23 protein-coding genes and 2 pseudogenes are annotated in these 25,721 nt (G+C 63.4%); 9 read left to right on the top strand and 16 right to left on the bottom strand.

All coding sequences use genetic code 11. From position 1 onward, the window contains the following. Nucleotides 1–63: 63 nt before the first annotated feature. Complete coding sequence (locus DM374_RS24830; RefSeq protein WP_110972251.1) at nt 64–882, bottom strand: alpha/beta fold hydrolase; 819 nt, start codon at nt 880–882, stop codon at nt 64–66. 57 nt (nt 883–939) lie between these two features. Beyond that, nucleotides 940–1,506, bottom strand: a complete 567-nt coding sequence (locus tag DM374_RS24825; RefSeq protein WP_110972250.1) for an antibiotic biosynthesis monooxygenase — start codon at nt 1,504–1,506, stop codon at nt 940–942. A gap of 234 nt (nt 1,507–1,740) precedes the next feature. Between DM374_RS24825 and DM374_RS24820 the strand changes: the two genes are divergently transcribed. Then, nucleotides 1,741–2,175, top strand: a complete 435-nt coding sequence (locus tag DM374_RS24820; protein ID WP_110972249.1) for a YqaA family protein — start codon at nt 1,741–1,743, stop codon at nt 2,173–2,175. A 167-nt stretch (nt 2,176–2,342) separates the two neighbouring features. On the opposite strand, the gene zapE is transcribed toward DM374_RS24820, so the two are convergent. From zapE to DM374_RS24785, 7 genes and pseudogenes are all read right to left on the bottom strand, one after another. After that, nucleotides 2,343–3,446, bottom strand: coding sequence for a cell division protein ZapE (zapE, locus tag DM374_RS24815; RefSeq protein WP_110972248.1), 1,104 nt, complete (start codon nt 3,444–3,446; stop codon nt 2,343–2,345). 121 nt (nt 3,447–3,567) lie between these two features. Then, a complete protein-coding gene (locus DM374_RS24810) occupies nt 3,568–4,716 on the bottom strand; it encodes a PQQ-dependent sugar dehydrogenase (RefSeq protein ID WP_110972247.1) in 1,149 nt (382 codons plus the stop codon). A gap of 23 nt (nt 4,717–4,739) precedes the next feature. Next, complete coding sequence (locus DM374_RS24805; protein WP_404821377.1) at nt 4,740–5,021, bottom strand: hypothetical protein; 282 nt, start codon at nt 5,019–5,021, stop codon at nt 4,740–4,742. A gap of 177 nt (nt 5,022–5,198) precedes the next feature. Beyond that, complete coding sequence (locus DM374_RS24800; protein WP_110972245.1) at nt 5,199–7,640, bottom strand: TonB-dependent siderophore receptor; 2,442 nt, start codon at nt 7,638–7,640, stop codon at nt 5,199–5,201. A gap of 118 nt (nt 7,641–7,758) precedes the next feature. After that, nucleotides 7,759–8,631, bottom strand: a complete 873-nt coding sequence (locus DM374_RS24795; protein WP_110972244.1) for a FecR family protein — start codon at nt 8,629–8,631, stop codon at nt 7,759–7,761. 4 nt (nt 8,632–8,635) lie between these two features. Continuing rightward, a pseudogene (locus tag DM374_RS24790) lies at nt 8,636–9,142 on the bottom strand (RNA polymerase sigma factor); the annotation flags it as partial. A 191-nt stretch (nt 9,143–9,333) separates the two neighbouring features. Continuing rightward, nucleotides 9,334–9,600, bottom strand: a complete 267-nt coding sequence (locus DM374_RS24785) for a hypothetical protein (RefSeq protein ID WP_095157150.1) — start codon at nt 9,598–9,600, stop codon at nt 9,334–9,336. A 133-nt stretch (nt 9,601–9,733) separates the two neighbouring features. Between DM374_RS24785 and DM374_RS24780 the strand changes: the two genes are divergently transcribed. Next, nucleotides 9,734–10,054: a DUF883 family protein gene (locus DM374_RS24780; RefSeq protein WP_110972242.1), complete on the top strand. Its 321-nt coding sequence runs from the start codon at nt 9,734–9,736 to the stop codon at nt 10,052–10,054. A gap of 239 nt (nt 10,055–10,293) precedes the next feature. Here DM374_RS24780 and DM374_RS24775 read toward each other — a convergent pair whose 3' ends face one another. Both DM374_RS24775 and DM374_RS24770 read right to left on the bottom strand, forming a co-directional pair. Further along, entirely contained in the window at nt 10,294–10,920 is a 627-nt protein-coding gene (locus DM374_RS24775; protein WP_095157148.1) for a response regulator transcription factor, read from the bottom strand. Between the two features lie 14 nt (nt 10,921–10,934). After that, complete coding sequence (locus DM374_RS24770; protein ID WP_110972241.1) at nt 10,935–12,731, bottom strand: PAS domain-containing sensor histidine kinase; 1,797 nt, start codon at nt 12,729–12,731, stop codon at nt 10,935–10,937. Between the two features lie 231 nt (nt 12,732–12,962). On the opposite strand from DM374_RS24770, the gene DM374_RS24765 reads away from it, so the two are divergent. The 3 genes from DM374_RS24765 to DM374_RS24755 all read left to right on the top strand — a co-directional run bounded on the left by DM374_RS24765 (nt 12,963) and on the right by DM374_RS24755 (nt 17,587). Beyond that, nucleotides 12,963–14,585 carry an acyl-CoA synthetase gene (locus tag DM374_RS24765; RefSeq protein WP_110972240.1) on the top strand — a complete coding sequence of 541 codons (1,623 nt, stop codon included), beginning with the start codon at nt 12,963–12,965 and terminating at the stop codon, nt 14,583–14,585. A gap of 30 nt (nt 14,586–14,615) precedes the next feature. After that, a complete protein-coding gene (locus DM374_RS24760) occupies nt 14,616–16,385 on the top strand; it encodes an acyl-CoA dehydrogenase C-terminal domain-containing protein (RefSeq protein WP_110972239.1) in 1,770 nt (589 codons plus the stop codon). Between the two features lie 188 nt (nt 16,386–16,573). After that, nucleotides 16,574–17,587: a FecR family protein gene (locus tag DM374_RS24755; RefSeq protein WP_110972238.1), complete on the top strand. Its 1,014-nt coding sequence runs from the start codon at nt 16,574–16,576 to the stop codon at nt 17,585–17,587. Between the two features lie 31 nt (nt 17,588–17,618). Here the strand turns inward: DM374_RS24755 and DM374_RS24750 are convergent, their stop codons facing one another. Continuing rightward, nucleotides 17,619–18,938, bottom strand: a complete 1,320-nt coding sequence (locus DM374_RS24750) for a Na+/H+ antiporter family protein (RefSeq protein WP_110972237.1) — start codon at nt 18,936–18,938, stop codon at nt 17,619–17,621. Nucleotides 18,939–19,206: 268 nt separating this feature from the next. On the opposite strand from DM374_RS24750, the pseudogene DM374_RS34485 reads away from it, so the two are divergent. Together DM374_RS34485 and DM374_RS34480 are read left to right on the top strand one after the other, a co-directional pair. Beyond that, nucleotides 19,207–20,496 (top strand): annotated as a pseudogene (locus DM374_RS34485) (HAMP domain-containing protein); the annotation flags it as partial. A gap of 102 nt (nt 20,497–20,598) precedes the next feature. After that, nucleotides 20,599–21,354 (top strand): methyl-accepting chemotaxis protein, encoded by a 756-nt coding sequence (locus DM374_RS34480; protein WP_371864307.1) that lies wholly within the window; start codon nt 20,599–20,601, stop codon nt 21,352–21,354. Nucleotides 21,355–21,378: 24 nt separating this feature from the next. Here the strand turns inward: DM374_RS34480 and DM374_RS24740 are convergent, their stop codons facing one another. Genes DM374_RS24740 through DM374_RS24725 form a run of 4 tightly spaced genes read right to left on the bottom strand, consistent with a single transcriptional unit; the run spans nt 21,379 to nt 23,988 of the window. After that, on the bottom strand, nt 21,379–22,701 hold the full coding sequence (locus DM374_RS24740; RefSeq protein WP_110972235.1) for a sensor histidine kinase: 1,323 nt from the start codon (nt 22,699–22,701) through the stop codon (nt 21,379–21,381). After that, nucleotides 22,698–23,366, bottom strand: a complete 669-nt coding sequence (locus DM374_RS24735; RefSeq protein ID WP_110972234.1) for a response regulator transcription factor — start codon at nt 23,364–23,366, stop codon at nt 22,698–22,700. Before DM374_RS24735 ends, DM374_RS24740 begins: the two co-directional genes overlap by 4 nt. Continuing rightward, nucleotides 23,366–23,680 (bottom strand): PepSY domain-containing protein, encoded by a 315-nt coding sequence (locus tag DM374_RS24730; protein ID WP_110972233.1) that lies wholly within the window; start codon nt 23,678–23,680, stop codon nt 23,366–23,368. The genes DM374_RS24735 and DM374_RS24730 overlap by 1 nt, the downstream gene beginning before the upstream one ends. After that, nucleotides 23,680–23,988, bottom strand: a complete 309-nt coding sequence (locus tag DM374_RS24725) for a PepSY domain-containing protein (RefSeq protein ID WP_110972232.1) — start codon at nt 23,986–23,988, stop codon at nt 23,680–23,682. The genes DM374_RS24730 and DM374_RS24725 overlap by 1 nt, the downstream gene beginning before the upstream one ends. A 168-nt stretch (nt 23,989–24,156) precedes the next feature. On the opposite strand from DM374_RS24725, the gene DM374_RS24720 reads away from it, so the two are divergent. Then, on the top strand, nt 24,157–25,239 hold the full coding sequence (locus tag DM374_RS24720; RefSeq protein ID WP_110972231.1) for a patatin-like phospholipase family protein: 1,083 nt from the start codon (nt 24,157–24,159) through the stop codon (nt 25,237–25,239). Between the two features lie 50 nt (nt 25,240–25,289). Continuing rightward, entirely contained in the window at nt 25,290–25,646 is a 357-nt protein-coding gene (gene queD / locus DM374_RS24715; RefSeq protein WP_110972230.1) for a 6-carboxytetrahydropterin synthase QueD, read from the top strand. Nucleotides 25,647–25,721 lie beyond the last annotated feature (75 nt).

The following is a 25,721-nucleotide window of genomic DNA, read 5'->3' as shown; positions in this document are numbered from 1 at the left end:
ACCGGGCAGCCCTCGCCCGATCCTCGCCTCGAAGTAGTTTGGCCTTGTGGCCGTGAACCCGACTTACCGCGACAAAAACGCCAGCAAATCGTCATTCAACTGCTGTGCATGGGTCACCGCGAACCCGTGCGGCGCACCGCTGTACACCGTCAGTTCCGCCCCGCGAATCATCTCCGCGGCCTTCTTGCCGGTGGTTTCGAACGGCACGATCTGGTCGTCGTCACCGTGGATCACCAGCGTCGGCACGTCGATCTTCGCCATGTCCGGACGGAAGTCGGTTTCCGAGAATGCCGTCACGCAATCCAGGGTGCCCTTGAGCGACGCCATCAACGCGATGTTCAGCGTTTGTGCTTGCACGCCCTGGGAAACCTGCTGCCCATGGTTGATGCCATAGAACGGCGCGGCAAAGTCGGCGATGAACTGGGCGCGGTCGGCGCGCAGGCCAGCCTTGATGCCGTCGAACACCGATTTGTCGACGCCATCGGGGTTGTCGGCGGTCTTGATGAACAGCGGGGTCACCGCGCCGAGCAACACCAGGCCGGCGACACGCTCGCTGCCATGCCGGGCGATGTAGCGGGTGACATCGCCGCCGCCCATGGAGAAGCCCACCAGAGTGATGTCGCGCAGGTCGAGGTGCTCGATCAACTGAGCGATATCATCGGCGAAGGTGTCGTAGTCGTAACCGTTCCACGGCTGGCTGGACCGGCCGAAACCACGGCGGTCGAAGGCGATGGCGCGGTAGCCGCGACTGGCCAGGAACTCCATCTGCACATCCCACATGTCGGCATCCAGCGGCCAGCCGTGGCTGAACAGTACGGGCTTGCCGCTGCCCCAGTCTTTGTAATAGATCGCGGTGCCATCACGGGTAACGAGAGTGCTCATAGTGGTATCTCCGGGAAACAGGTGGTTTGAGTCTTGAGTTCAGGGTGTGGAAAACGTTCAGGCGCGCAGCCAGGCGGCGGTGCGACGGGTCAGCCAGGGCATGATGAAAAATACCACCGGCAAAATGACGAACAGGTTGCCAATCATGTTGCCGATGATCCGCCCACCCAGCAGCGGGAACTGCGCGAACAGCGGCGCCAGCAGCGCCGGGATCAGAAAGGTCATCGGGCAGATCACCAGGTACGTCAGCAATGCCTGTTTCCAGCGCGGCGGTTGTGGCGCGTTGAGGCTGGGCGGGGTGAACCAGAATTCGGGGTCGTCATGGACCTGGGTGTTGTCGCCATCTTCCAACAGCGGCATGACCTCATTGATCATCGCCTGGCGCTCGGCGGAGTTGACCCACGCCTGCAACTGGCTCGCCTGGGCAAAGCGCACGACGGTGGTGAAGTGGCGCCCATCGGCGTCCGGGCGGATCACGTTGACGTCCAGGTGACCAGGCTGCTGGCGAGCGACGCTGACCGCGCGCTTGAGCCAGGTTTCATACTGGGCGAGCGCGTCGGCGCGGGCCTTGTGCTGGATCACCAGTGTTACCACGTTGCGGTTGTCTTGATCGGCGCTGTTCATCTGCAACATTCCCCTGACGATTAGTTGGCCCGTGCCCCGATATTGAGGCCGCTCGGCTGCGTTTGCGTTGATGGGAGAAGATTAAATTCAGAACCTTATTGGCACTAGATAGCGAAAATTCGCTTTAGCGTTCTATTTAAAGAACGATCATGTCAGCAAAGATTTCCTCACTGGCAGCGGCGATATCCGGGAAATATCCTACGGGGCTTGTCGAGCGATGATTGTGGCCATGCCGTGTTGAGTTACTGGGGTCTTTTTCTGGCGGCGTTCGGCGCCGCCACCTTGCTGCCGTTGCAGTCCGAGGCGGTGCTGGTAGGGTTGCTGCTCCACGACCCGGCCGCCGTGGCGAGCCTGTGGCTGGTGGCGACGGTGGGCAATGTGCTGGGTTCGATCGTCAACTGGCTGCTGGGACGGGCCATCGAGCGCTGGCGCGACAAACGCTGGTTCCCCTTCTCCGCCGCGCAACTGGAAAAGGCCCAGCAGCGCTACCGCCGCCATGGCCAGTGGTCGTTGCTGTTGAGCTGGATGCCGGTGATCGGCGACCCGCTGACCTTGATCGCCGGCATCATGCGCGAGCCGTTCTGGCGTTTCGTGCTGCTGGTGACCCTGGCAAAAGGCGGGCGCTATCTGGTGCTGGTGATGATTACCCTGGGCTGGCAGAGCTTGTGACAGCAAGGGTTGGCGACGAGTTGCCTGTCAGAGGATCTGGTCATGGCTACCAAGTGCTAGCCGATAGTTCTTCAGCGTTCTTGAGATCGAGCGCCGCCCGCGCGGCGCTCGATCTCAAGAACGCAGGGAAACTTCCGGCATGCCTGTCAAGGGACCTACGCAAACCCTCAGCAAAAGCGTTGCAGTTGCATCTCCCGCAGCCGGCTGAGGGTCCGCCGAAACGGGAACTCCAGATACCCTTGCGTGTAGAGCGCTTCCAGCGGGACTTCGGCTTCGAGGTACAGGGCCACGCGCTGGTCGTAGCACTCATCGACCAGCGCGATGAAGCGCCGGGCGCCGTCATCCTGCACCGACAGTTGCGGCAGTTCGCGGTCTCCCGCCACAACCCGTTCGGCGGCGTCCTCGGTGCCGCGGGCGATCTTGCCCGGCCGCGTCGGCGCGCCAAGGGCCGGCACACCGCCCAGCAGGATGGCGTCGAAACGCTCGCACAGAGCCATGAACTCCATGGCCGCCAACGGTTGTTCGCAGAGTTGCGGGTAATCGCACCACAGCACCTTGTCGCTGCGGCGCACTACCTGGAGGGTGCGATAACCGACTTCCAGGTCTTCGCTGGTCGCCGGCGCGTCACCGCTCAATTGCGCGAACACGCCGGCCAGCACCGCCGGATCGCGGACCCAATAACGCTGATGCAACGCGCCCGGATGCAGGCGGTGGTCCTGCTCGCCGTGAACCGGCATCACAGTCATGCAGCGCTCAATCGCCTCGATCGCCGGCAGGAAACGCTCGCGGTTGAAACCATCGGCATAGAGCTGCCGTGGCGGCTGGTTGGAAGTGGCGACCACCACCACGCCGGCCTCGAACAGCACCTGGAACAGACGGCCGAGAATGATCGCGTCGCCGATGTCGTTGACGAACAGCTCATCGAAACACAGCACGCGGATTTCTTCAGCCAGGGAAAGGGCCAGAGCCTGCAACGGGTCGGCGGTGCCGTTGAGCTGGAACAGACGCTGGTGAACCCAGCGCATGAAATGGTGAAAGTGCTGGCGCCGGGCGGGAATGGTCAGGCAGCGATGGAACTGGTCCATCAGCCAGGTCTTGCCGCGCCCGACCGGGCCCCAGAGGTAGACGCCATTGGCCACTTCACCACGCTCGACAGCCTCGAAGCAGGCCTGCAGGGCCTGGGCGGCCTGTTGCTGGGCGGGGTCGGCGACGAAGCCTTGGGCGGTGATGGCCTGCTGGTAGAGGGCCAATGGGGTGTTGACGCTGGACATGCAGGCCCTCGGTGGGAAAAAGGGCACAGGGTACATCAGGGATGACGCGGATTGTGTAGGGATTTTCAGGGGCCTCATTACCGGCATCGTCGGCGATGAGGCCCGCACAGACGGCCGCGAATTACTCGGCCAACCCCACCTTCAACAACTGCCCGTCTTCTTCGTCCGTCAGCACATACAGGAATCCGTCCGGCCCGACACGCACATCGCGGACCCGGGCATTCAACTGCCCGAGCATCCGCTCTTCGTGGACGATCTTGTCGCCGTTCAGTTGCAGGCGAATCACTTCCTGCGCCGCCAGCGCGCCGATGAACAGGCTGTGGTCCCAGGCCTTGAAGCGCTCGTTGTCATAGAAGGCCATGCCGCTGATGGCCGGGGATTTCTCCCAGACATGGTGCGGCGACACGGTCCCTTCCACTTCCTTGCCTTTGGCCTCGGGTATCGGCAGCAGCGAGTAGTTGATGCCGTGGGTCGCCAGCGGCCAGCCATAGTTCTTGCCGGGCTTGGGGATGTTGATTTCGTCGCCGCCACGCGGGCCGTGCTCGTGGGTCCAGAGCTGCCCGGTCCAGGGGTTGAGCGCGGCGCCCTGCTGGTTGCGATGGCCATAGGACCAGATCGCCGGTTGCACGTTTTTCTGCCCGACGAAGGGGTTGTCCTTGGGAACCTCGCCATCAGGCAGGATGCGCACCACCTTGCCCTGCAGCTTGTCGAGGTCTTGCGAGGTGGCCCGCTGGTTGTTCTCGCCCAGAGCGATGAACAGGTAGCCATTGCGGTCGAACACCAGCCGCGAGCCGAAGTGGTTGCCGGTCGAGAGCTTCGGCTCCTGGCGGAAGATCACGTTGAAATCCTCAAGCCGGGCAAGGTCGGCTGACAGCCGTCCGCGCCCCACCGTGGTGCCCGCCGTGCCCCCGTCGCCACCGCCTTCGGCGTAGGACAGGTAGACCAGCCGGTCCTTGTCGAAGGTGGGTGACAGCACCACATCAAGCAACCCGCCCTGCCCTTGCGCCCAGACCTCCGGCACGCCGCTCAGCGGCGGACCGACCCGCCCTTCAGCGCCGATCACCCGCAGGTTGCCTTGGCGTTCGGTAACCAGGATGCCCTGGGCTCCCGGGAGAAAGGCCAGGGCCCACGGATGCTTGAGGCCCTCGGCCAGAGTGTTGACCTTGAGGGTGCCGTCTTCGCTGGGGAAGGTGCGTTCGGGAGCGGCCTGGGCACCGAGCGGCAAGAGAACGGCGGCACCCAGGGCGAGTAGCCAGGAACGTGGAGTCATGCGGGATTCCTTTCGAGGGGCGATCACGGCGCGCGCTGTGAATCGCGGGGCGGACGGGAGGGTTCCAGACGCGGCGTCTGTTGTTCACGCCGCAGGTTGTCGCCATTGCCGATGCCGCGGTTTTCGAGGGTCGGCGGACGCGGATTGGGTGCGGTGGATGGTCCGGGCATGGGCGGCGTGGCCGGCACCGTGCCTTGGCGGCTGTTGGGATTGGCCCGGTGGATCGGGCTGTTTTGCGGGTTGTCGGCAGTGGCGGCCAGCAGTGGCCCGCTGACCGAGAAGATCAGCGCGGTACCGATCAGGATGGAATGGGCGCGTTCGAACACAATCACCTCCGCACGTGGGCATCACCAAGCGTTGGATAGCCTACGGCCCGAGAGGTTCGCGACAAAGCCGCAAACCCCACGGAGGTAATTCATATTGTTACAGGGGAACGATTGCCCTGATGGCACCCGGCGCGCTCGCCAGGTGCCTTGGCCGGATCAGTAGGCCAGCGACCAGGTCAGGGTGTAGGTGCGGCCGCGCCCCTGGTAGTCGTAGAGGTAGGCCGGGCCGTAAACCGGCGAATAGAACAGCGTCGCGCGCTGGCCCCAAACGGTGCTGTACTGCTTGTCCAGCAGGTTCTGGATGCCGGCGCTGAAAGTCCCGAAGCCGGTGTCCTGGCTGCCCAGCAGGTCGAGGGTGGTGTAACCGCTGATCTTGTGGTCGGCATCGTCCTTGAGGGTGAAGGCTTTGTTCGCCTGCAGGCGCGCGCTGCGGCCATCGCCCTTCCAGCCGACGAAGGCGGTGGACTTGGACAGCGAGGCATAACGTGCGTCGCGCTTGATCCAGTCGCCGCTGGCGTCTTCTTCCTCCGAGCGCACCAGATGCAGGGTGGTGCCGGCTTCCCAGCCGCTTTCGAAGTGGCGGGTCAGCGCGCCTTCGAAGCCGAAGTCACGGCTCTTCTTCTCATCGACGTTGATGGTCAGGGTTTTCGAATCGACGTTGATGATCTTGTCCGACCAGATGTAATACACCGCGGCCTGGGCATCCCAGTCCAGGTCGGCGTAGCGCCAGCCCATTTCCACCTGCCGGCTCTTGATCCCCGCCAGCGGGTTGTCCTCGACGCTCATACCGGCCTTGCCGTAGTACTTGGCCGGGTCCGGCAGGTCGAAGCCCTCGCCGTAGTTGGTCCAGACCTGATGACCGTTCTTGAAGTCATAGATTGCGCCAAGGTTGTACAGGCTGACCTGGTAATCGTTGCTGCCGCCGGGAACGCCCTTGAAGTTGCTGACATCCACGTCCATCTGCTGGCGCCGGGCGCCGCCGGACAGGGTCAGGTTGTCGGTGAGGTGCCAATCAAGTTGCGCATAGGCGGAAATGCCGTCGACGCGGTAGCTGGGATAGCGCGCCGCCTTGCTCGCCTCGTTCAGATCCAGGCCGCCACTGCTCGACGAAGTGCGGGCGTCGAAGGTGGTCTGCTCGGCGTTGAAACGTTCGCGGTCGAGGTCCACGCCGTAGGTCAGCTTGAGGCTGTCCCACTGCTTGGCGAACAACGCCTTCAGGCTGCTGACTTCGAAGTTCTGTTGCGATGCGGCGAAGTACACGCCACGGGAACCTGTCGGTGTGCCCGAGTTGTAGTAGGGAAACGGGTAGAAGTTGTCGTCTTCCTTGCGGTACGACGCCTGCAGGTAGAAGTCCTGACCAAGCACGTCGGCGTGGTGATAGTTGGCGTTGAGCAGCAAGCGCTTGGTGCGCGGCTCCAGGTCGGTGGAGTAGCCGCTGCGCAGCTCGGCGTTTTCCAGGTCCGACGGGGCGTTGTAGTTCAGGTGCGGAAAGAAGATCCCGGTGCTGCCGTGGTTGCCCGAATCGTAGTACTGGGCGAGCAGGTCGAGGCTCTGCTGCTCGTTAAACTGCAGGCCGAGGCTGCCCATCACGTCGATGGTGCGGTTGTATTGCAGGTCGGTCTGGGTGTTGTCGATGAAGATCTGGTTGCCGGCGCCATCGTAGAAGGCTTCGTTCTGCTCGGCGGAAACGCCCAGGCGGCCATTGATGCGCTCGTTGCCGCCGCTGATGGACTGGGCGACGCGGGTCGACAGGTCATCACTGTTGTTGAAGCCGCTGCTGGCACCAACCTGGGTTTCGAAGCGCGCCGGTCCCGGCTCACCCTTCTTGGTCACGATGTTGATGATGCCGCCCGTGGCGCCGCCGCCATAAATGGCGCTGGCGCCAGACAGCACTTCGACGCGCTGGACGTTGAACGGCGAGATGCTGTCGAACTGCCGCGACAGGCCGCGGGAGCTGTTCTGGCTGACGCCGTCGATCATCACCAGCACGTTGCGGCCGCGCATGTTCTGGCCGTAGTTGGTCCGCCCTTCCGGCGCCAGGTCGAGGCCTGGTACCAGCTTGCCGATGGCTTCCTTGAGGCTGACGCCACTGCTGATCTGTTCTTTCAATTGCTCCTGGTCGACCACCCAGACAGTACCAGGGATTTCACTGATGGAAGTGCTGGTACGCGAGGCAACGCTGACTTCGATCGGCTTGAGGCTGACGCTGGCCTGCGGCTCGCCCTTGCGCAGGATCACCGTGCGCGCGTCACTGAATTGCCAGCTCATGCCGCTGCCAGCCAGCAGCCGCTGCAACGCGTCTTCGATACTGAAGATGCCACGCAGCTCGGTGCTGGACAGCCCGGCGACATCGCTGGTAGTGAACAGCAGGTGCAAATCGGCCTGGTCAGCGAAGCGGGTCAGGGTCTGGTCGAGGCTTTGCGCTGGCAGGTCCAGGCTGACCTGGCGGGCCTGCGAAGCGGCGGCCTGTACCGGGGCGACGGCCTCGGCGGCCTGCACGGCAACGGCGCCGAGCAACGCGGCGGCAACGGAGGATGCCAGCACGGCATGCTTGAAATAGTCGGTGGAACGCGCGGCGGAGTTGAACGGACCTTTCACTGTTTTCTTCCAGACAGGTAAACGTAAATGAGAACGGATTGCTGATCAGTCCCACTACGACGATCTGGCGTCGAAGAACTTGCAGTGACTTTCCGAAATTATTTTCGCCCGGAAAAAATCAGTAGAGCACGGCCAACCACGGCAGGTAGGTGACCTTCAGCGCATAGCGCTGTTCGAGGGTGCGCAGCAGCGCATGGGGGTCATTGAGGTCGAACACGCCGCTGACTTGCAGCGCGCCCACCTGGCTATCGGAGATCAGAATGCGCCCGTGCTGGTAGCGCTCAAGTTCAGCGATCACTTCACGCAGCGGCCGGCCATTGAAGATCAGCTTGCCGCGTTGCCAGGCGGTCTGGGCCTGGGCGTCAGGACTGACCGTCACGCGCCGCTCGCCCACTTGCGCTTCGCCACGGGTGACCACCACGCTGTTGACGCTGCCCTGCCGACGCACGCTGAACACCGCGTCGCTGCCCTGCACCGCCTCGGCGCCGCTGTCCACCACGAAGGGGCGCGGGTCCGCGGCCGGTTCGAACAGCGCCTCGCCCGCCTTGAGCGACACCGTCCGGCGCTCGCCGCTGAAATTCACCGACAGCGCGCTGGCACTATTGAGGGTGACCTTCGAGCCATCTTCCAGGGTGATGGTGCGACGCTCGCCGGTGCTGGTGTGGTAATCGGCCAGCAGCGCCGGGGCCTGCTGCCAGCCGCCGTAGCCGAGCATGGCCGCCAGCAGCGAGGCGGCGATGGCCGAACCCCAATGGCGACGATGCGGGGCCTTCGGCAGTTGCATCGCGGTCTGGGTGTGACCGAGATCGCCCCACAGCGCTTCGGCCTCTTCAGCGGCGGCCAGATGCTCGGCGCTGAGCCCGCGCCAGCGCTGGTAACGCTCACGGTCGGCCTGGCTGGCGTTGCCCGAATGCAACAGGACCTGCCAGTCGATGGCATCGTCGGAAAGGTCGGTCAGTGGCTGCGGTTCGGACATGGAGGCTTCAGTCATGGTTGTGCTTGAGCCAATCCCGGCAATGGCGCAGGGCCTGGCCGATGTATTTTGCCACCATGCTCTCGGAAACGCCCAGCCGTTGTGCAATCTGCGCCTGGGTCAGGCCCTCGACGCGATTGAGCAACAGCGCCTGACGGGCGTTGTCCGACAGTTGCAACAAGGCTTCATCAAGAATTTCCAGACGCTCCCGGGCCAGCAGCGCCGCCTCCGGTGCTGGCGCAGGACAGGCCATTTGCGCTGCGGCGTCGCTGTCGCCGAGGTTGCTCTCCTGGCGTTGTTCGCGGCGTAAGGTGTCGATCGCCAGGTTGCCGGCGACGCGGAAAATGAAACTGCGCGCATGCAGCACCGGCAGCGCCTGCTGCTCGATCTTCACCAGCTTGAGGTAGGTTTCCTGGGCGACATCGGCCGCGCGCTGGCGGTCGTTCATGCGCCGGGTCAGGAACTGCAACAGCTCATCGTAGTGTTCCTGGAAACTGGCCAGCAGCCCGGACACGGGAGACGTCAGCATGGGAAGAAGGATCGCCGGTGGGAGGAGTTATCGGACGTTAATGAGAAACAGTATCTTTCATAATGTGTCCGAATTTCAATCTTGAGCGAGAGGTCTGGTTTTTTTGTCGGATTTTAGGAGGGATGTCGAGACCGAGCGCAGGGCGCGCCCGGCCTCAAAAATGCTGAATAGCCTGAGGCATGCGGCCTGGGTCAGGACTTCCCGGCGCTGGCCGCCGCCATCAGCTTGTTGATCTCGCTGCGCACCATGTTGGCGAATTCCGGCGGTGTCATGCTGTCCAGCTCCGCGCGCACCCACTCGGCCCACTTGCCCTTGCGCCGCGGCTTCTCGCCAATCATGCGGGCCGCTTCGCCCTTGGCCTTGGCCAGGTTGGTCTGCCACAGCTCGAACAGCCGCGCTTTCTCATCCTCGATCTCCGCCCGCTCGGCAAAGCTCTTGTTGGCCAGATTGAAACTCATGGGGGTAATTCCTGCCGCGTGAAAATGGCCGCTATCTTACACTGTAGCCGCCGACGCCCGGCAAACCACTGCAACTTTCCGTACAGACGGACACTCCATTCTGTAGGTCCATCACTTACCCGAGGAAGTATTCATGGCGAGGAAAAGCACCCTGCACAGCGAAAGCGAGCAAATCAAGGATCAGGCGTTCAGTGACTTGCAGGCACTGATCGAAGAATCGGAAAAGCTGCTGAGCGAGAGCGCCGCGCTGGTCGGCGAAGAAGCCGAAACCCTGCGGGCGCAATTACAGCTCAAGCTCAAGCAGGCAAGTAATGCAGTCGGCAGCGTGCGCGACCAGGTCAAGCCGGTGGTGGACGCCACCGAGACCTACATTGGCGGCCATCCGTGGCAGACCGTGGCGATTTCGGCGGGTTTCGGGCTGGTGGTGGGGTTGCTGCTGGGGCGCAGGCCTTGAGCTGAAAATTGTGGCCGCCATGTGCTAGCCGACTGATTTTCAGCGCATTGGAGATTGAGCGCCGCCCGCGCGGCGCATCGCCGGCAAGCCGGCTCCCACATTGATTGCAACGCGCCATCGCCGGTGAGTTTGGCGTTGCCGGCCTTGGTGCATGGCGTGACATACCTGTGGGAGATGGCTTGTCGAGGCGCCGAACCGCAGCGATGCGCCGCATGAGCGGCGCTAAATCTCCTGATCCCTCACCGCAACTGCAACGGATCCACCAGCGAACAGGCAATCGCCATGCCCACCAGATCAGGCAGGTGCTCGGCCTGCATTCGCTTCATCACCCGCGAACGGTACAAATCCACGGTCTTCACGCTGACTTCCAGTTGCTCGGCAATCTCGCGGTTGGTGTAGCCCTGCACCAGCGGCAGGAACACGTCCCGCTCGCGCGGGGTCAGGCTGTCGATCCGCGCCTGCACCGTGTCGCGCTGACGGCTTCCCACCTGGACTTTCGAGGAGCGGCCCAAGGCTTCCTGAACGCTGTCCAGCAGCAACTGGTCGTTGTAGGGCTTTTCGATGAAATCGCAGGCGCCGGCCTTGAATGCCCGCACCACGATGGGCACGTCGGCGTGCCCACTGACGAAGATCACCGGCAGGTCAACGCCGCGTGCGCGCAGCGCTTCCTGAACACTCAACCCGCCCATGCCGGGCATGCGCACGTCGAGCAGCACACAGGCCGGCAAGTCGCCCTCGCAGGCATCGAGAAACGCCTGGCCACTGGTGAAGGGCAGCGCCTTGAGGCCGACGGATTCGAGCAGCCAGACCGTGGAGTCGAGCATGCCCTGGTCGTCATCGACCACATAGACCTTCGGATCCTGCATGAAAATCCCCTTGTTCAAACACTCGCCGCCGGCGCCAGCCGACAGCTCAAAATCAATCCGCCGCCCTCGTTCGGGCCGGCCTGCAAGGTGCCGCCAAAGCCTTCGACGATGCTACGGCTCATGCTCAGGCCGAGGCCCAGCCCTTCGGGCTTGCTGGTGGTGAACGGGGTGAAAATCCCGTCCAGCCGATCCAGCGCCACGCCCGGGCCCTGGTCGATCACCTGGATCAACAGCCAGCCGCTCTCCTGTTCACCGCTGAGCACGATCCGCGAAGGCTGGCCCGGCTGTTTCTCGCGGTTGGCGTCGATGGCGTTGCGCAGCAGATTGAGCAGCACCTGCTCCAGCAGCACCCGGTCGGCGTAGACCGGCGGCAGATTGTCCGTCATTCGCTGCTCGATCGTCACCTGCGCGTGATTGGCTTCCCAGGCGCACAGGCGCACCGCCTCGCGCGCCACCTGCGCGATCGACAGCGCCTGCAAACGCCGCGGCTCCTTGCGCAGGAAGGCGCGCAGGCGCTTGATCACTTCGGCGGCGTGGGTCGCCTGTTCGCTGATGCGCTGCAAGCCCTGAGCAACCCGCCCCGCCGCCTGAGGATCACGATCGAGTGCATGCAGGTAGCGCTGGCTGGCGGCGGCGTAGTTGAGCACCGAAGCCAGCGGCTGGTTGATTTCGTGGGCGATACCGGACGCCAGTTCGCCGAGGGTCACCAGCCGCGCAGTGTGGGCCAGTTCGTCCTGGTGCCGACGTTGCTGGGTCTCGCGCAGCTCGCGCTCGGTCATGTCACGAGCGACCAGCGAGTAATAGCGCTCGCCGCCTGCGGCGCTGTGTGCCAGCAACACCAGCGACACCGGAAACGCCGCGCCGCCATGGTACGGCGCCAGCCGCGCCTCGCACTGCCAGACACCATCGCGCTCGGCGCACAGCCAGCCTTCATCATCCAGACGCTGCTGGGCGTCTTCATCGAGCAGTTGGCGCAGCGGCGGCACCGCGTCCACGTCCATCAACCCGAGGGCACGGCGCGCGGAACGATTGAGGTAGGTCAGGCGACCGTCCGGGTCGGTGAACAGCACCAGATCAGTATTGGCTTCGACGACTTCGGCCAGTCGCCGACGGTTTTCCTGCGCCTCGATGCGCACGCTGATATCCCGCGAGACGCTGACGATCTCCACCACCGCGCCGGTGTAGGTTTCGCGGATCGCCCGGCTGGCGATCTCGAACCACAGGTCGCGGCCATCGCGGTGGCGCACCCGGCAGGTCATGGTCTGGTAGCCGTCTTTCTCCAGCGCCTGCGCCGCCTGTTGCAGGAATTGCTGGCGGTCCTGAGGATGGAACAGCGACTGCACCGCGACCCCGCGCAGCTCTTCCGGCCAGTAACCAAGCAGGCGATAGGACGCCGGCGACGCGTCGAGAAAACAGCCGTCGGGCGTGTGCCGGGAAATCAGGTCTGTGGTGTTCTCGGTGATCAGCCGGTATAGCCGGCGGGCCTGACTGGCCTCGCGTTCGGCACAGCGCTCGGCGGTGGCGTCGCGGCAGCGGGCAATAACCAGGGCTTCGCTGGCGGGGATAAAGGTCCAGAGCAAAATGCGCTCGCCGGCCTGGCTCTCGACATCGCTGATCGCCCGTTGCTGGCTGAGGCAGGCACTGACCAGGGCGCCATGATTGGCCGGCAGCAACACGGCCAGGCTCTGCGGCGGCCAGCCATTGAGCTGTTCAAGCATCGCGGGGTTGGCCGCGCGCAGGCTGGCACCGGCATCGAGCAGCAAACTGGGCTGCGGGTCCTTGTCGAGCAAGGCCGAGGGGATGGCGATCAAAGCGTCTGCTCCGGGATTTTTATAGTATTTGTACCATATTGCTATAGTCTATCTTCCAGGTAACATGGCGAACAGCGTAAAAATGCACCACCGGAGCAGTCCCCGTGAATCTGCTCCACGAAACCTGATAGAGCTAACAATCAGCCATCGGAGGTTTCAGCATGCGTCCAGGGCGTGTACTTGCCGTACACCGTCCGGGCAGGCTGCCTCCTGCACAGGACAATGCTTTTCATGTCGATCTTCTCTCAGGGCCTGCAGCCCGCCCCCGTCAACCACGTCGCCCTCACCCCCCTGAGCTTCATCGAACGCACCGCCGCGGTCTACGGCCAGTACCCTGCCGTGATCCACGGTTCGATCCGCCGCAACTGGCAGGAAACCTACCAGCGCAGCCGGCGCCTGGCCAGTGCCCTGGCGGGCCGCGGCATCGGTCAGGGCGATACGGTGGCGGTCATGCTGCCGAACATCCCGGCGATGCTCGAAGCGCACTTCGGCGTGCCGATGATCGGCGCGGTACTCAACGCCCTCAACGTTCGCCTCGACGCCGAGGCCATCGCCTTCATGCTCGAACACGGCGAAGCCAAGGTGCTGATCACCGACCGTGAATTCCACAAGATCATCAGCGCTGCGCTGAAGCTCATGGCTCATCCGCCGCTGGTGATCGATGTCGATGACCCGGAATACGGCGAAGGCTGCGCCGTCAGCGAGCTGGACTACGAGGCGTTTCTGGCCGAGGGCGACCCGGAGTTCGCCTGGCACTGGCCCGAGGACGAGTGGCAGGCGATCTCGCTGAACTACACCTCCGGCACCACCGGCAACCCCAAGGGCGTCGTCTATCACCACCGCGGCGCCTACCTCAACTCGCTGGGCAACCAGATGACCTGGGCGATGGGCAACCATCCGGTCTACCTGTGGACCCTGCCGATGTTTCACTGCAATGGCTGGTGCTACCCGTGGACCGTCACCGCGCTGGCCGGCACGCATGTGTTCCTGCGTCGGGTCGATCCGCAGAAGATTCTTACGCTGATCCGCGAACACCAGGTCACTCACCTGTGCGGCGCGCCGATTGTCCTCAATGCGCTGATCAACATGCCTGACTCGGCCAAGGCGGCGATCGATCACCCGGTCAACGCCATGGTCGCCGGCGCCGCGCCGCCGGCCAAGGTGATTGGCGCCGTGGAAGAAATGGGCATCAAGGTCACCCACGTTTATGGCCTGACCGAGGTGTATGGCCCGGTGACCGTCTGCGCCTGGCATGCCGAATGGGATGAAAAGCCGCTGCAGGAACGGGCGCGGATCAAGTCGCGCCAAGGCGTGCGCTACGCCACCCTCGAAGGCCTGATGGTCGCCGACCCGCAAACCCTCGAACCGGTGGCCCGCGACGGCAACACCCTGGGCGAGATCTTCATGCGCGGCAACACGGTGATGAAGGGCTACCTGAAGAACCCCGAAGCCACCGCCGAAGCCTTCCGGGGCGGCTGGTTCCACACCGGCGACCTCGCCGTCTGCCACCCGGACGGCTACGTCGAGATCAAGGACCGGCTCAAGGACATCATTATTTCCGGCGGCGAGAACATCTCCACCATCGAAGTCGAAGACACCCTCTACCGCCACCCCGCCGTGCTGGAAGCTGCGGTAGTAGCCCGGCCCGACGAAAAGTGGGGCGAGACCCCGTGCGCGTACATCACCCTCAAGGCCGGCTACGAAGATACCCGCGAGGTCGAAATCATCGCCTTCTGCCGCGAACACCTGGCCGGCTTCAAGCTGCCCAAGACGGTGGTGTTCCGCGAGCTGCCGAAGACCTCCACCGGCAAGATCCAGAAATACCTGTTGCGCGACTGGGCCAAGGCGCTCTGATCCCTCCTACTTATTCGAACGAGAACCACGATGCCTGAATTCAATGCCCCGCTGCGCGACATGCGTTTCGTCCTCCACGAAGTGTTCCAAGGCCCGGCCCAATGGGCACGCCTGCCCGCGCTGGCGGCCAGTGTCGATGCCGAGACCGCCGACGCGATCCTTGAAGAAGCGGCGAAAATCACCGGTCAGTTGATCGCCCCGCTCAACCGCAGCGGCGACGAACAGGGAGTCGGCTTCGAAGCGGGTCAAGTCACCACGCCCGACGGCTTCAAGCAGGCCTGGCAGACCTACCGCGAAGGCGGCTGGGTCGGCCTCGCCGGCAACCCGGAACACGGCGGCATGGGCATGCCGAAGATGCTCGCGGTGCAGTTCGAGGAAATGCTCTACGCCGCCAACTGCAGCTTCAGCCTGTATTCGGCGCTGAGTGCCGGCTGCTGCCTGGCGATTGACGCCCACGCCAGCGACGAACTGCGCGCCCTGTACCTGCCACGGCTGTACAGCGGCGAGTGGGCCGGCACCATGTGCATGACCGAACCCCACGCCGGCACCGACCTGGGGATCATCCGCAGCAAGGCCGAGCCGCTGATCGACGGTAGCTACGCCATCAGCGGCACCAAGATTTTCATCACCGGCGGCGACCAGGACCTCACCGACAACATCATCCATCTGGTGCTAGCCAAGCTGCCTGACGCCCCGGCCGGACCGAAAGGCATCTCGTTGTTCCTGGTGCCCAAGCGCATCGTCGCTGAGGACGGCAGCCTGGGCGTAGACAACGCGGTCAGTTGCGGCTCGGTCGAGCACAAGATGGGCATCAAGGCATCGGCCACATGCGTGATGAACTTCGACGGCGCTGTCGGCTACCTGGTCGGCGAGCCGAACCGCGGCCTGGCGGCGATGTTCACCATGATGAATTACGAGCGCCTGTCCATCGGCATCCAGGGCATCGGCTGCGCCGAGGCGTCGTACCAGAATGCCGCGCGCTATGCCCGCGATCGCCTGCAAAGCCGCGCCGCCAGCGGCCCGCAGGCGAAGGACAAAATCGCCGACCCGATCATCGTCCACCCCGACGTGCGCCGCATGCTGCTGAACATGCGCGCCCTGACCGAAGGTGGCCGCGCCTTCGCCACCTACGTCGGCCAGCAACTGGACACCGCCAAGTACACCGAAGACGCCGCCGAGCGCGAGGCGGCGCAACGCCTCGTCGCACTGCTGACACCAGTGGCCAAGGCGTTCTTCACCGATACCGGCCTCGAGAGTTGCGTACTCGGCCAGCAGGTGTTCGGTGGCCATGGCTATATCCGCGAGTGGGGCCAGGAGCAACTGGTACGGGATGTGCGTATTGCGCAGATCTACGAAGGCACCAACGGCATCCAGGCGCTGGATCTGCTGGGGCGCAAAGTGGTGGCCGATGGCGGCCAGTCGCTGGCGTTGCTGGCGGCGGAAATCCGTGCCTTCTGCGAAAGCGAACCGCCGTTCGCCGCGCAGGTGCTGGGTGCCCTGGAGCGGCTGGAAAACACCAGCCAGTGGCTGCGCGAGCAGGCCAGCCAGGACGCCAATGCCGTGGGTGCTGCGTCGGTGGAGTACCTGCATTTGTTCGGCTACGTCGCCTACGCTTACATGTGGTCGCGCATGGCCGCCACCGCCCGCGCGCATCACGCCGACGAGCCGGACTTCTATGGCGCCAAGCTGGCCACGGCGACGTTCTACTTCGAGCGTTTGCTGCCACGGGTTCTGTCGTTGCAGGCGAGCATTCAGGCGGGTAGCGACAGCCTGTTCCAACTGGCCGCCGAACAGTTCTGAACTGCACGCACTACGGCGAGCGAGGCGGCTTGCCGTAGTCTTGCGACCGTTGGTCGGTTTGTGCGGAGAAAATCGTTTTTGTAGGTGATTTCCTGCGAATAAATCTCACAACTGATAGTGATTCGCCATGATCTCGGTTCTCCCCGCCTACCCGGCGGGGTTAGAATTGCGCAAAACCGGGAGTATCAATGAATCAGGTCAGCCCCAGCGACGCCGAATTGAATGCCATCACCGATGCCGCCGCGCATTGGTGCATGCGCTTGCACGCTGATGACTGCACCGCGCAAGAACTCGCCGAATTCGAACAATGGCTGGCTGCCAGCCCGCTTCACCTGCAGGAATACGAAGCCATGCAGGAGATCTGGGTCACTGCCGATCACCTGCCGCGAGCCACGCAGGCACAGATTCTGCACCTGCCGGTCAAGCCCAGACCACAGCCCCAGCGTCTGCGTCACTACGCGTCGGCAGCAGTGATCACCCTGCTGGCGCTGCCGGTCGGCGCCTGGATCGGTTGGGAACAAGGCTGGTTGCCCAACGACTACCAGTCGGAAAAAACCACCGACGCCCGCAGAACCGTCACCCTGGGCGACGGCAGCGAAGTCGAACTGAACCTCGGCACCTCCCTGCGCTACACCCACTACAAGGATGAGCGCCGGGTGACCCTGGTCAAGGGCGAGGCGTTCTTCAAGGTCCATCACGACACCAGCCATCCCTTCATCGTCCGCGCCGGCAACGGCCAGACGCAGGTGACTGGCACCCAGTTCAACGTCTGGAAATACCGTGATCAGGTCAAAGTGACGCTGGTGGAAGGTTCGGTGCTGGTCAGCAGCGAGAGCTTCAAGCCCGGCAGCGGCTACCGCCTCGGCCCTGGAATGCAGGCCAGCTACAATACCGGCGATCTCGAACCGAGCCTGAACCAGACCTACGCCAACGACTCCAGCCTGTCGTGGCGCAGCGGCAAGCTGGTGATCGACAACCTCACCCTCGACCAGGCACTGCCGCTGATCAACCGCTACCTGGAAAGCCCGCTGCGTCTGGCCGATGCCAGCACCGGCAACGTGCGCATCAGCGGTATCTACAACACCAACGACGTCAACCGTCTGGTCCGCAGCCTGCCCAAGGTACTGCCGGTCTACCTGACCCAGGACAAAGACGGCAACACCGTCCTCAACCGCATCTCCCCGCCTCCCAAAAAGGGCTGAGCCTCGCGCCCCGCCCTCTTGCGCTTCCTGCTTACAGCACCATCGCCGCCACCCATCCCGCCGCCAGCAATGGCAGGTTGTAATGGATGAAGGTCGGTACCACCGTGTCCCAGATGTGATGATGCTGACCGTCGACGTTCAGCCCCGAGGTCGGGCCGAGGGTCGAGTCAGACGCCGGCGAACCGGCATCGCCCAGGGCGCCGGCGGTGCCGACGATGCACACGGTGGCGATCGGATCGAAACCCAGTTGCACGCACAGCGGCACGAAGATGGCCGCGAGAATCGGCACGGTGGAGAACGACGATCCGATGCCCATGGTCACCAGCAAGCCCACCAGCAGCATCAGTAAAGCGCCGACGCCCTTGCTGTGATCGATCCACGACGCGGATGCTTCCACCAGCGTCTTCACCTCTCCGGTCGCCTTCATCACCTCGGCGAACCCGGACGCGGCAATCATGATGAAGCCGATCATCGCCATCATCTTCATGCCTTCGGTGAACAGGTCGTCGGTGTCCTTCCAGCGCACGATGCCGGAGGCCGAGAAAATCAGGAAGCCCGCCATGGCGCCGATAATCATCGAGTCGAGCCACAACTGAATGATGAACGCCGCAGCGATGGCGCAACCGGCTACCAGCAGGGTCAGCGGGTTGTAGCTGACCGCCACTTGCTCCACTTGCTCGATTTTCTCCAGATCGTAGACGCGCTTCTTGCGGTAGCTGAAAAACACTGCGATCAGCAGGCCAGCGAGCATGCCCGCTGCCGGAATGGCCATGGCATGGGTGACATTGACGCCACTGACGTCGACACCGCTGCGAGCCACATTGGCCAGCAGAATTTCGTTGAGGAAGATATTGCCGAAGCCTACGGGCAGGAACATGTACGGCGTGATCAGGCCGAAAGTGATGACACAGGCCACCAGCCGGCGATCAATCTGCAGGCGCGTCAGCACATAGAGCAGCGGCGGCACCAGCAATGGAATGAAGGCGATGTGGATCGGCAGAACGTTCTGCGAGGAAATCGCCACCACCAGCATCAGCCCGACCAGCAACCACTTCACCCGGGCACCGTTGCCTTCGCTCTGCCCGTGGAACATCGCCAGGGCGCGATCAGCCAGGGCGTGGGCCAGGCCGGATTTGGCGATAGCCACGGCGAAAGCGCCGAGCAAGGCGTAGGACAGCGCCACGGTAGCACCACCGCCCAAGCCACCGTTGAAGGCCTTCAGCGTGGCCTCGATACCCAATCCGCCCACCAGGCCACCGACCAGCGCACCGACGATCAGGGCGATGACCACATGCACGCGGGACAGACTCAGTATCAGCATGATGCCGACCGCGGCAATGACTGCATTCATTCTGTGAACCTCTTGAAACGGACAAAAAGCGGGTACGTCGGCGACAGTTTTGCCCTCAGGCACTGGCCGAATGACGGTATGTTTTTGGAAGGCGCACACTCTGACGGAGGCCCCCGCGGATGTCAAAGCGCGACGCCTCGCCTTGGTGCAAGGGTCGCCTGAATGAACGAAAACGGCGCATTTCAATTGAACGTTTGAATAAAGAAAGTTCACAGATTGCCGTTACAGTCGGCAGTGTCTATCTCTTTTGGTCCAAAGGATTTCGCCGATGTTGTTCAGACAACTTTCCATTCAATGGAAGATCACTTCACTGGCCGGGCTGTGCCTCGCAGGCATCGTTACCCTGCTGGTGGGTCTTTCGCTGTATCGCATGGAACACACAACGGAGCTGGTCAAGGCCAGCAGCATGCACATGCTCACCGAGGCGGCCCAGGGCCGTATCGAATCCCAGGGCGAAGTCCAGGCACTGAACATCCGGCGCCAGTTCATGGACGCCTATCAATATGGCGCGGGCTTCTCGCGCCAGGTGCTGTTTCTGCGTGAACAAGCGGAAAAGCGCTTCCTTGATGCCTTCGACCTGCGCGAGGACATGACCCGCCAGGTGCGCTCGGCGCTGCAGGCCAACCCCGACCTGCTCGGCCTGTCGCTGGTGTTCGAACCCAACGCGCTGGATGGCAAAGATGAACTGTTCGCCGGCCAGGAGGCCATCGGCGGCAACGAAACCGGCCGTTTCGCCCTGTACTGGTCGCAGCCGACCCCGGGCAAGCTGACCTCCATGGCGCTGCCCGAGCGTGACATGGCCGACACCACCATCGGCCCGAGCGGCGAGCCCGCCAACACTTGGTCGGTGTGCCCGCGCACCACCCGCAAGACCTGCGTGACCGAACCGTATTTCTACGAAATCGACGGCCAGCAGGTGCTGATGACCAGCATCGTGTTCCCGCTGATCGTCGCCGAGAAGGTGATCGCTACCCTCTCCATCGACATCAACCTGAACAGCCTGCAAGCCATGAGTAAACAGGCCAGCGCCAACCTCTACGGCGGCCAGACCCAGATCGGCATCCTCAGCCCCGCCGGCCTGCTGGCCGGCTACAGCCCGGACGCCAGCAAGCTGGCCCAGCGCTACGAACAGATCGACGCCCGCAACGGCGCCGAACTGGTGCGCCTGATGGCCGACGGCAAGGTGCTGCACAGCATTCAGAACGACGGCCGCTTGAAAATCCTCGCCTCCTTCGCCCCGACCCCGGGCGCCAAGCCTTGGGGCGTGCTGCTCGATGTGCCGGAAAGCGCCCTGATCGGCCCCGCCGAAACCCTCAAGCAGGAACTCGATCAACGCAACACCAATGGCACGCTGATCGAACTGGGGCTTGGCCTGTTGGCCGCGGTGGTCGGCCTGCTGTTGATCTGGCTGATGGCCCGCGGCGTGACCCGGCCGATTCTCCACGTCGCCCACCGCCTGCGCGAAATCGCCAGCGGCGACGGCGACCTGGCCAGCCGCTTGGCCTACAACAAGCAGGACGAACTCGGTGAACTGGCCGGCTGGTTCAACCGCTTCCTGGACAAACTGCAACCGACCATCGCCGAGGTGAAACGCTCGGTGCACGCGGCGCGCAGCACCGCCGACCAGTCTTCGGCGATCGCCAGCCAGACCAGCGCCGGCATGGAGCAGCAATACCGCCAGGTCGATCAGGTGGCCACCGCGTCCCACGAAATGAGCGCCACCGCCCATGACGTGGCCCGCAGCGCCGCACAAGCCGCGCAAGCCGCCCGCGACGTCGATCAGGCCACTCGCCAGGGCCTGGCGGTGATCAACCAGACCACCAGCAGCATCGACGCCCTCGCCGCCAACATGAGCACCGCGATGAATCAGGTCGAAGGCCTGGCGGAAAACAGCGAGAAGATCGGTTCGGTACTGGAAGTGATCCGCTCCATCGCCGAACAGACCAACCTCCTCGCGCTCAACGCTGCCATCGAGGCAGCCCGCGCCGGCGAGGCCGGGCGCGGCTTCGCGGTGGTCGCCGACGAGGTGCGCAACCTCGCCCAGCGCACTCAGGAATCGGTGGAAGAAACCCGCCATGTGATCGAGCAGTTGCAGGCCGGTACCCGCGAAGTGGTCGGTGCGATGGACAGCAGCCATCGCCAGGCCCAGGGCAGTGTCGAGCAGGTCGGTCAGGCGGTAAGCGCGCTGCGCCAGATTGGCGAAGCGGTGACGGTCATCACTGACATGAATCTGCAGATCGCCAGTGCCGCTGAAGAACAGAGCGCGGTGGCCGAGGAAATCAGCAGCAACGTCGCGACCATCCGTGACGTCACCGAGTCGCTGTCTCATCAGGCCGATGAGTCGGCCCGGGTCAGCCAGTCACTGAACAGCCTGGCCAACCAGCAGCAAAGCCTGATGGATCACTTCCAGGTTTGATCTGTATGCCGCGCCGGCCGGGCCTCAGCGCCCGGCCCGGCGCGGCAGCTCGATACTCACCCGCAACCCGCCAAGCGCACTCCCCTCCAGGTCCATCCGGCCATGCCAGGCCTCGACGATATCGCGCACGATGCCCAGGCCGAGGCCGTGGCCATCGATCTGCTCATCCAGCCGCGCGCCGCGTTCCAGCACGCCCTGCCGGGCGTCCTCGGGAATACCCGGACCGTCGTCATCGATACACAGTCGGTAGTGATCCGGCGTCTGGCTGATGCTCAGGCAGACTTCGCTGTCGGCCCATTTGCAGGCGTTGTCCAGCAGGTTGCCGAGCAGCTCCAGCAGGTCTTCACGGTCCCACGGCAATGACAGGCCGGCAGGAACGTCCTGACGGATCAACAGCCCGTCACCATGGATCATTCCCAGGGTGGAAAGCAGGCCTGGCAATTCCGCATCGCAATCGAAATGCGCGCCCGGCAGCGCATCGCCGGCCAGCCGGGCGCGGTTCAGTTCGCGACTCAAACGCTGCTGGATCTGCTCCAGTTGCTCGCGCATCTGCGCGGACAACCCCAGCACTTCCCGCAGGCGCTCGCTGGCGGCAAGGCTGAGCAACACGGCCAGCGGCGTCTTCAAAGCGTGTCCGAGATTGCCCAGCGCGTTGCGTGAACGGCGCAGGCTGTCTTCGGTATGGGCCAGCAGGTGGTTGACCTGCGCCACCAACGGTTCGAGTTCGCTCGGCACCTCGGTGTCCAGTTGCGAACGCTTGCCCTGCTGCAACTGCGCGATCTGCTCGCGGGCGCGCTCAAGCGGATTCAGCGAGCGTTTGACGATCACGCGCTGCAACACCAGCACCAGCACCAAAGCCAACAGCCCGAGGCCCAGGCCGATCTGTTGCAGACGTCGGAAGCTGTCGCGCATCGGCGTGTAGTCCTGGGCGACGCTGATGGACATCGCCTGGCCCTGACGCCGGTAGTCGGCTCGCAACACCAGCAACTGCTGGCCGCGCGGGCCGAGCTCGAAGCCGTCGTGCAGCCCGGGCGTCTCCGGTTTGGGCATTTCCATGTCCCACAGCGAGCGGGAGCGCCAGGTCTTGCCGTCGAAATCGATGCGGAAGTAATAGCCGGAGAACTGCCGGTTGTAGGCGGCAGAAATCCGCTGCTGATCCAGCTCGACACCGTCGTGACCGTGGACCAGGGCGACCAGCAGGTTCTCACTTTCCTTGCGCAGGCCGGCTTCGAGGTAACGCTGCAATCCCACTTCGAACAACCAGAGACTGACCTGGGCCAGAGCCAGGCCCACGACGATCAACACCCCGGCCAGGCCGAGGCTGAGGCGTGACTGAATAGACTTCACGCCACGGCCCCACCGAAGCGGTAGCCCTGGCCCCGGTGGGTTTCGATCACGCTACGGCCCAGCTTGCGGCGCAGGTGGTTGACGTGGACTTCCAGAACATTGGAGTCACGTTCGGTCTCGCCGTTGTAAAGGTGTTCGGCCAAATGGCTTTTCGAAAGGATCTGCTGCGGGTGCAGCATGAAGTAACGCAACAAGCGAAATTCAGCGGCAGTCAGTTGTACGTCCTCGCCTTCACGGGTCACACACTGGCGCCCTTCGTCCAGATGAAGACCAGAGGCTTCCAGGGTCGGCTGATTGGCCAGGCCACGTGCTCGGCGCAGCAACGACTGGATACGCAATTGCAGCTCTTCGGGATGGAACGGCTTGCTCAGGTAGTCATCGGCACCGGCCTTGAGCCCTTCGATGCGGTCAGCCCAGGAACCGCGTGCGGTGAGGATCAGTACCGGTATGGCCAGTCCTCCCGCGCGCCATTGCTTCAGCACTTCAAGACCGGGGATGCCGGGCAGACCGAGGTCGAGCACGATCAGGTCATAGGGCTCACTGCTGCCCTGATACACCGCGTCACGGCCATCGGCCAGCCAGTCCACCGCGTAGCCCTGACGTTGCAGGCTGACGGTCAGTTCGTCAGCCAGCGAGACGGTGTCCTCAACCAGTAGCAAACGCATCAATCATCTTCCTCATCTTTGAGCAGGACACCGGTGGCGGCATGCAACTTGATTTCCCGCACCACGCCTTCGACAGTCAGCAACTCGACCTCGTAGACGTATTCATCGTCGTCCTCTTCCAGCTCCGCCTCCAGCAAACGCGCCCCGGGATAGCGTCCCAGGGCGGATTGCAACAGTTGCTCGAGCGGCAGGATCACCCCTTCTCGCCGCAACTGCAGGGCTTCGTCCTGGTCAAGGTCGCGGGCCATGGCCAGCGAGCAGCAGGCCATTAGCGCGAGCAGTGTCCAGCGTGCCGTTTGCGAAAGCCGGATCATCAGCGGTCCTGAACATCCTTGAGCACTTCACCGGTTTTGGCGTCCAGATCCACATCCCACTCGACGTTCTGCGCATCACGCAGTTCGACCTTGTAGACGTAACGGCCGTAGACGTCTTCCAGCTCGGTGTCTTTGATCGTGGCGCCGGGGTGCTTGGCGAGCGCCTTCTGATTGAGTTCGTCCAGCGACTGGATCTGCTTGGCCTGGACCAGTTTCACCACTTCGTCGGTGCGCACATCCTTGGCCATCGCGACGTTGGCACTCAAGGCCAGGGCAGCGGTTGCGAACAGGGCAGTCAGGGTCTTCATCGTGTTTCTCCATTGAGGTTCGGTGGGGTACGAGGAAATATTACCCAGCCGAACTTAATTGAACCTGAAAACAGCTGGCGACATGATAGCGCCGCAGGGGCGCACCGTCTTGGCGCGCAAGGTCGCAGCGATTCTCTATACTCGCACCCTCGACACAGAGAGACCCGCATGACCGCCATCCAGATCAAATACCCCGCGCTGACCCTGAAGGCCGGTAAACGTGCCCTTGCCCGCATCCGTCAACGCGGCCTGGCGCCCGCTGACATCGGTGTACTGCCCGGCGCTGCTGGCGGGCCAAAGGCGCTGGGCATACAGGGGCTGGATCTGGCGTTGTTCGGTCAGTGGCTGCCAGGTGCACCACGCGAGCGCGCGCTGATTGGCGCCTCGATCGGTTCCTGGCGCTTCGCCAGCGCCTGTCTGCCCGACCCGGCCCAGGCCCTCCGCCGACTCGGCGACCTCTATACCGCCCAGGACTTCGCCAAGGGCGTGACCCAAGGCGAAGTCAGCCTGAGTTGCCAACGCATGCTCGACGACCTGCTGGAAGGCCGTGATGCCAGCATCCTCGATAACCCGCTTTACCGACTCAACATCGTCGTAGTGAAAAGCCATGGCTTACTTGCCGATGACCATCGTGGGCGGCTGGGCATCGGCCTGTCCTCGGTGATCGCGGACAACCTGATCGGTCGGCCGCGGCTGGCGCGACACTTCGAACGAATCATCCTCCACGACGCCCGCAGCGCGCCGCCGTTGCAGCCGCTGATAGATTTCCCGTCGCGTTATCTGCCATTGGCCAGCAGCAACCTGCGCCATGCATTACTGGCGTCGGGCTCGATCCCGATGGTCATGGAAGGTGTACGGGACATCCCGGGCGCAGGGCCAGGGACCTATCGCGACGGCGGCCTGCTCGACTACCACCTCGACCTGCCCTACGCCGGCGAAGACATCGTTCTCTACCCGCACTTCACCGACAAGGTGATTCCCGGCTGGTTCGACAAGGCATTGCCGTGGCGACGCGGCGACGCGGACCGACTGCAAGACGTCCTGCTGCTGGCGCCGTCAGCGCAATACCTGGCACGCCTGCCTTACGGCAAGCTGCCAGACCGCAGCGACTTCAAACGTTTCATGGGCGATGCTTCTAGCCGTCAGCGTTACTGGCACACGGCAATGAGTGAAAGCCAACGGCTGGGCGACGCGTTTCTCGAACTGGTGGAGAGCGGCAGGCTGGGCGACCATCTGCAACCACTGAAGTGACCTTGCTGGTAAACTGCGCCCCAGCATTGGTTCTCAGAGTTATAGATACCGTGGAAATCTTCAAAGAATTTACATTTGAATCGGCACATCGCCTGCCGCACGTCCCCGCCGGTCACAAATGCGGTCGCCTGCATGGCCATTCCTTCAAGGTCGCCCTGCACCTCACCGGCCCGCTGGATCCTCATACCGGCTGGATTCGCGACTTCTCCGAAATCAAAGCCATCTTCAAGCCGCTCTATGAGCAGTTGGATCACAACTACCTCAACGACATTCCTGGCCTGGAAAACCCGACCAGTGAAGTGATCGCCAAGTGGATCTGGGAACAGGTCAAACCGCTGCTGCCGGAGTTGAGCAAGGTTCGTATTCACGAGACCTGTACCAGCGGATGTGAGTACACCGGCGACTGATTACTTCGCACCATACGAAAAGGGCTTGCCTCGATACGAGACAAGCCCTTTTTATTTGGTCTGTTTTATGGCCGG

This window comes from Pseudomonas huaxiensis (assembly GCF_003231275.1).
Classification (GTDB): Bacteria; Pseudomonadota; Gammaproteobacteria; order Pseudomonadales; family Pseudomonadaceae; genus Aquipseudomonas; species Aquipseudomonas huaxiensis.
The sequence above is the reverse complement of the archived record's forward strand: the minus strand, read 5'-3'. Positions and strand labels throughout refer to the sequence as shown.

Bases quoted from the DNA above. Each gene is read 5' to 3' on its own strand.
- DM374_RS24830 (WP_110972251.1), bottom strand. From the start codon at position 882: ATGAGCACTCTCGTTACCCGTGATGGCACCGCGATCTATTACAAAGAC.
- DM374_RS24825 (WP_110972250.1), bottom strand. From the start codon at position 1,506: ATGAACAGCGCCGATCAAGACAACCGCAACGTGGTAACACTGGTGATC.
- zapE (WP_110972248.1), bottom strand. From the start codon at position 3,446: ATGTCCAGCGTCAACACCCCATTGGCCCTCTACCAGCAGGCCATCACC.
- DM374_RS24810 (WP_110972247.1), bottom strand. From the start codon at position 4,716: ATGACTCCACGTTCCTGGCTACTCGCCCTGGGTGCCGCCGTTCTCTTG.
- DM374_RS24795 (WP_110972244.1), bottom strand. From the start codon at position 8,631: ATGACTGAAGCCTCCATGTCCGAACCGCAGCCACTGACCGACCTTTCC.
- DM374_RS24785 (WP_095157150.1), bottom strand. From the start codon at position 9,600: ATGAGTTTCAATCTGGCCAACAAGAGCTTTGCCGAGCGGGCGGAGATC.
- DM374_RS24780 (WP_110972242.1), top strand. From the start codon at position 9,734: ATGGCGAGGAAAAGCACCCTGCACAGCGAAAGCGAGCAAATCAAGGAT.
- DM374_RS24775 (WP_095157148.1), bottom strand. From the start codon at position 10,920: ATGCAGGATCCGAAGGTCTATGTGGTCGATGACGACCAGGGCATGCTC.
- DM374_RS24765 (WP_110972240.1), top strand. From the start codon at position 12,963: ATGTCGATCTTCTCTCAGGGCCTGCAGCCCGCCCCCGTCAACCACGTC.
- DM374_RS24760 (WP_110972239.1), top strand. From the start codon at position 14,616: ATGCCTGAATTCAATGCCCCGCTGCGCGACATGCGTTTCGTCCTCCAC.
- DM374_RS24755 (WP_110972238.1), top strand. From the start codon at position 16,574: ATGAATCAGGTCAGCCCCAGCGACGCCGAATTGAATGCCATCACCGAT.
- DM374_RS24750 (WP_110972237.1), bottom strand. From the start codon at position 18,938: ATGAATGCAGTCATTGCCGCGGTCGGCATCATGCTGATACTGAGTCTG.
- DM374_RS34480 (WP_371864307.1), top strand. From the start codon at position 20,599: ATGGAGCAGCAATACCGCCAGGTCGATCAGGTGGCCACCGCGTCCCAC.
- DM374_RS24735 (WP_110972234.1), bottom strand. From the start codon at position 23,366: ATGCGTTTGCTACTGGTTGAGGACACCGTCTCGCTGGCTGACGAACTG.
- DM374_RS24730 (WP_110972233.1), bottom strand. From the start codon at position 23,680: ATGATCCGGCTTTCGCAAACGGCACGCTGGACACTGCTCGCGCTAATG.
- DM374_RS24725 (WP_110972232.1), bottom strand. From the start codon at position 23,988: ATGAAGACCCTGACTGCCCTGTTCGCAACCGCTGCCCTGGCCTTGAGT.
- DM374_RS24720 (WP_110972231.1), top strand. From the start codon at position 24,157: ATGACCGCCATCCAGATCAAATACCCCGCGCTGACCCTGAAGGCCGGT.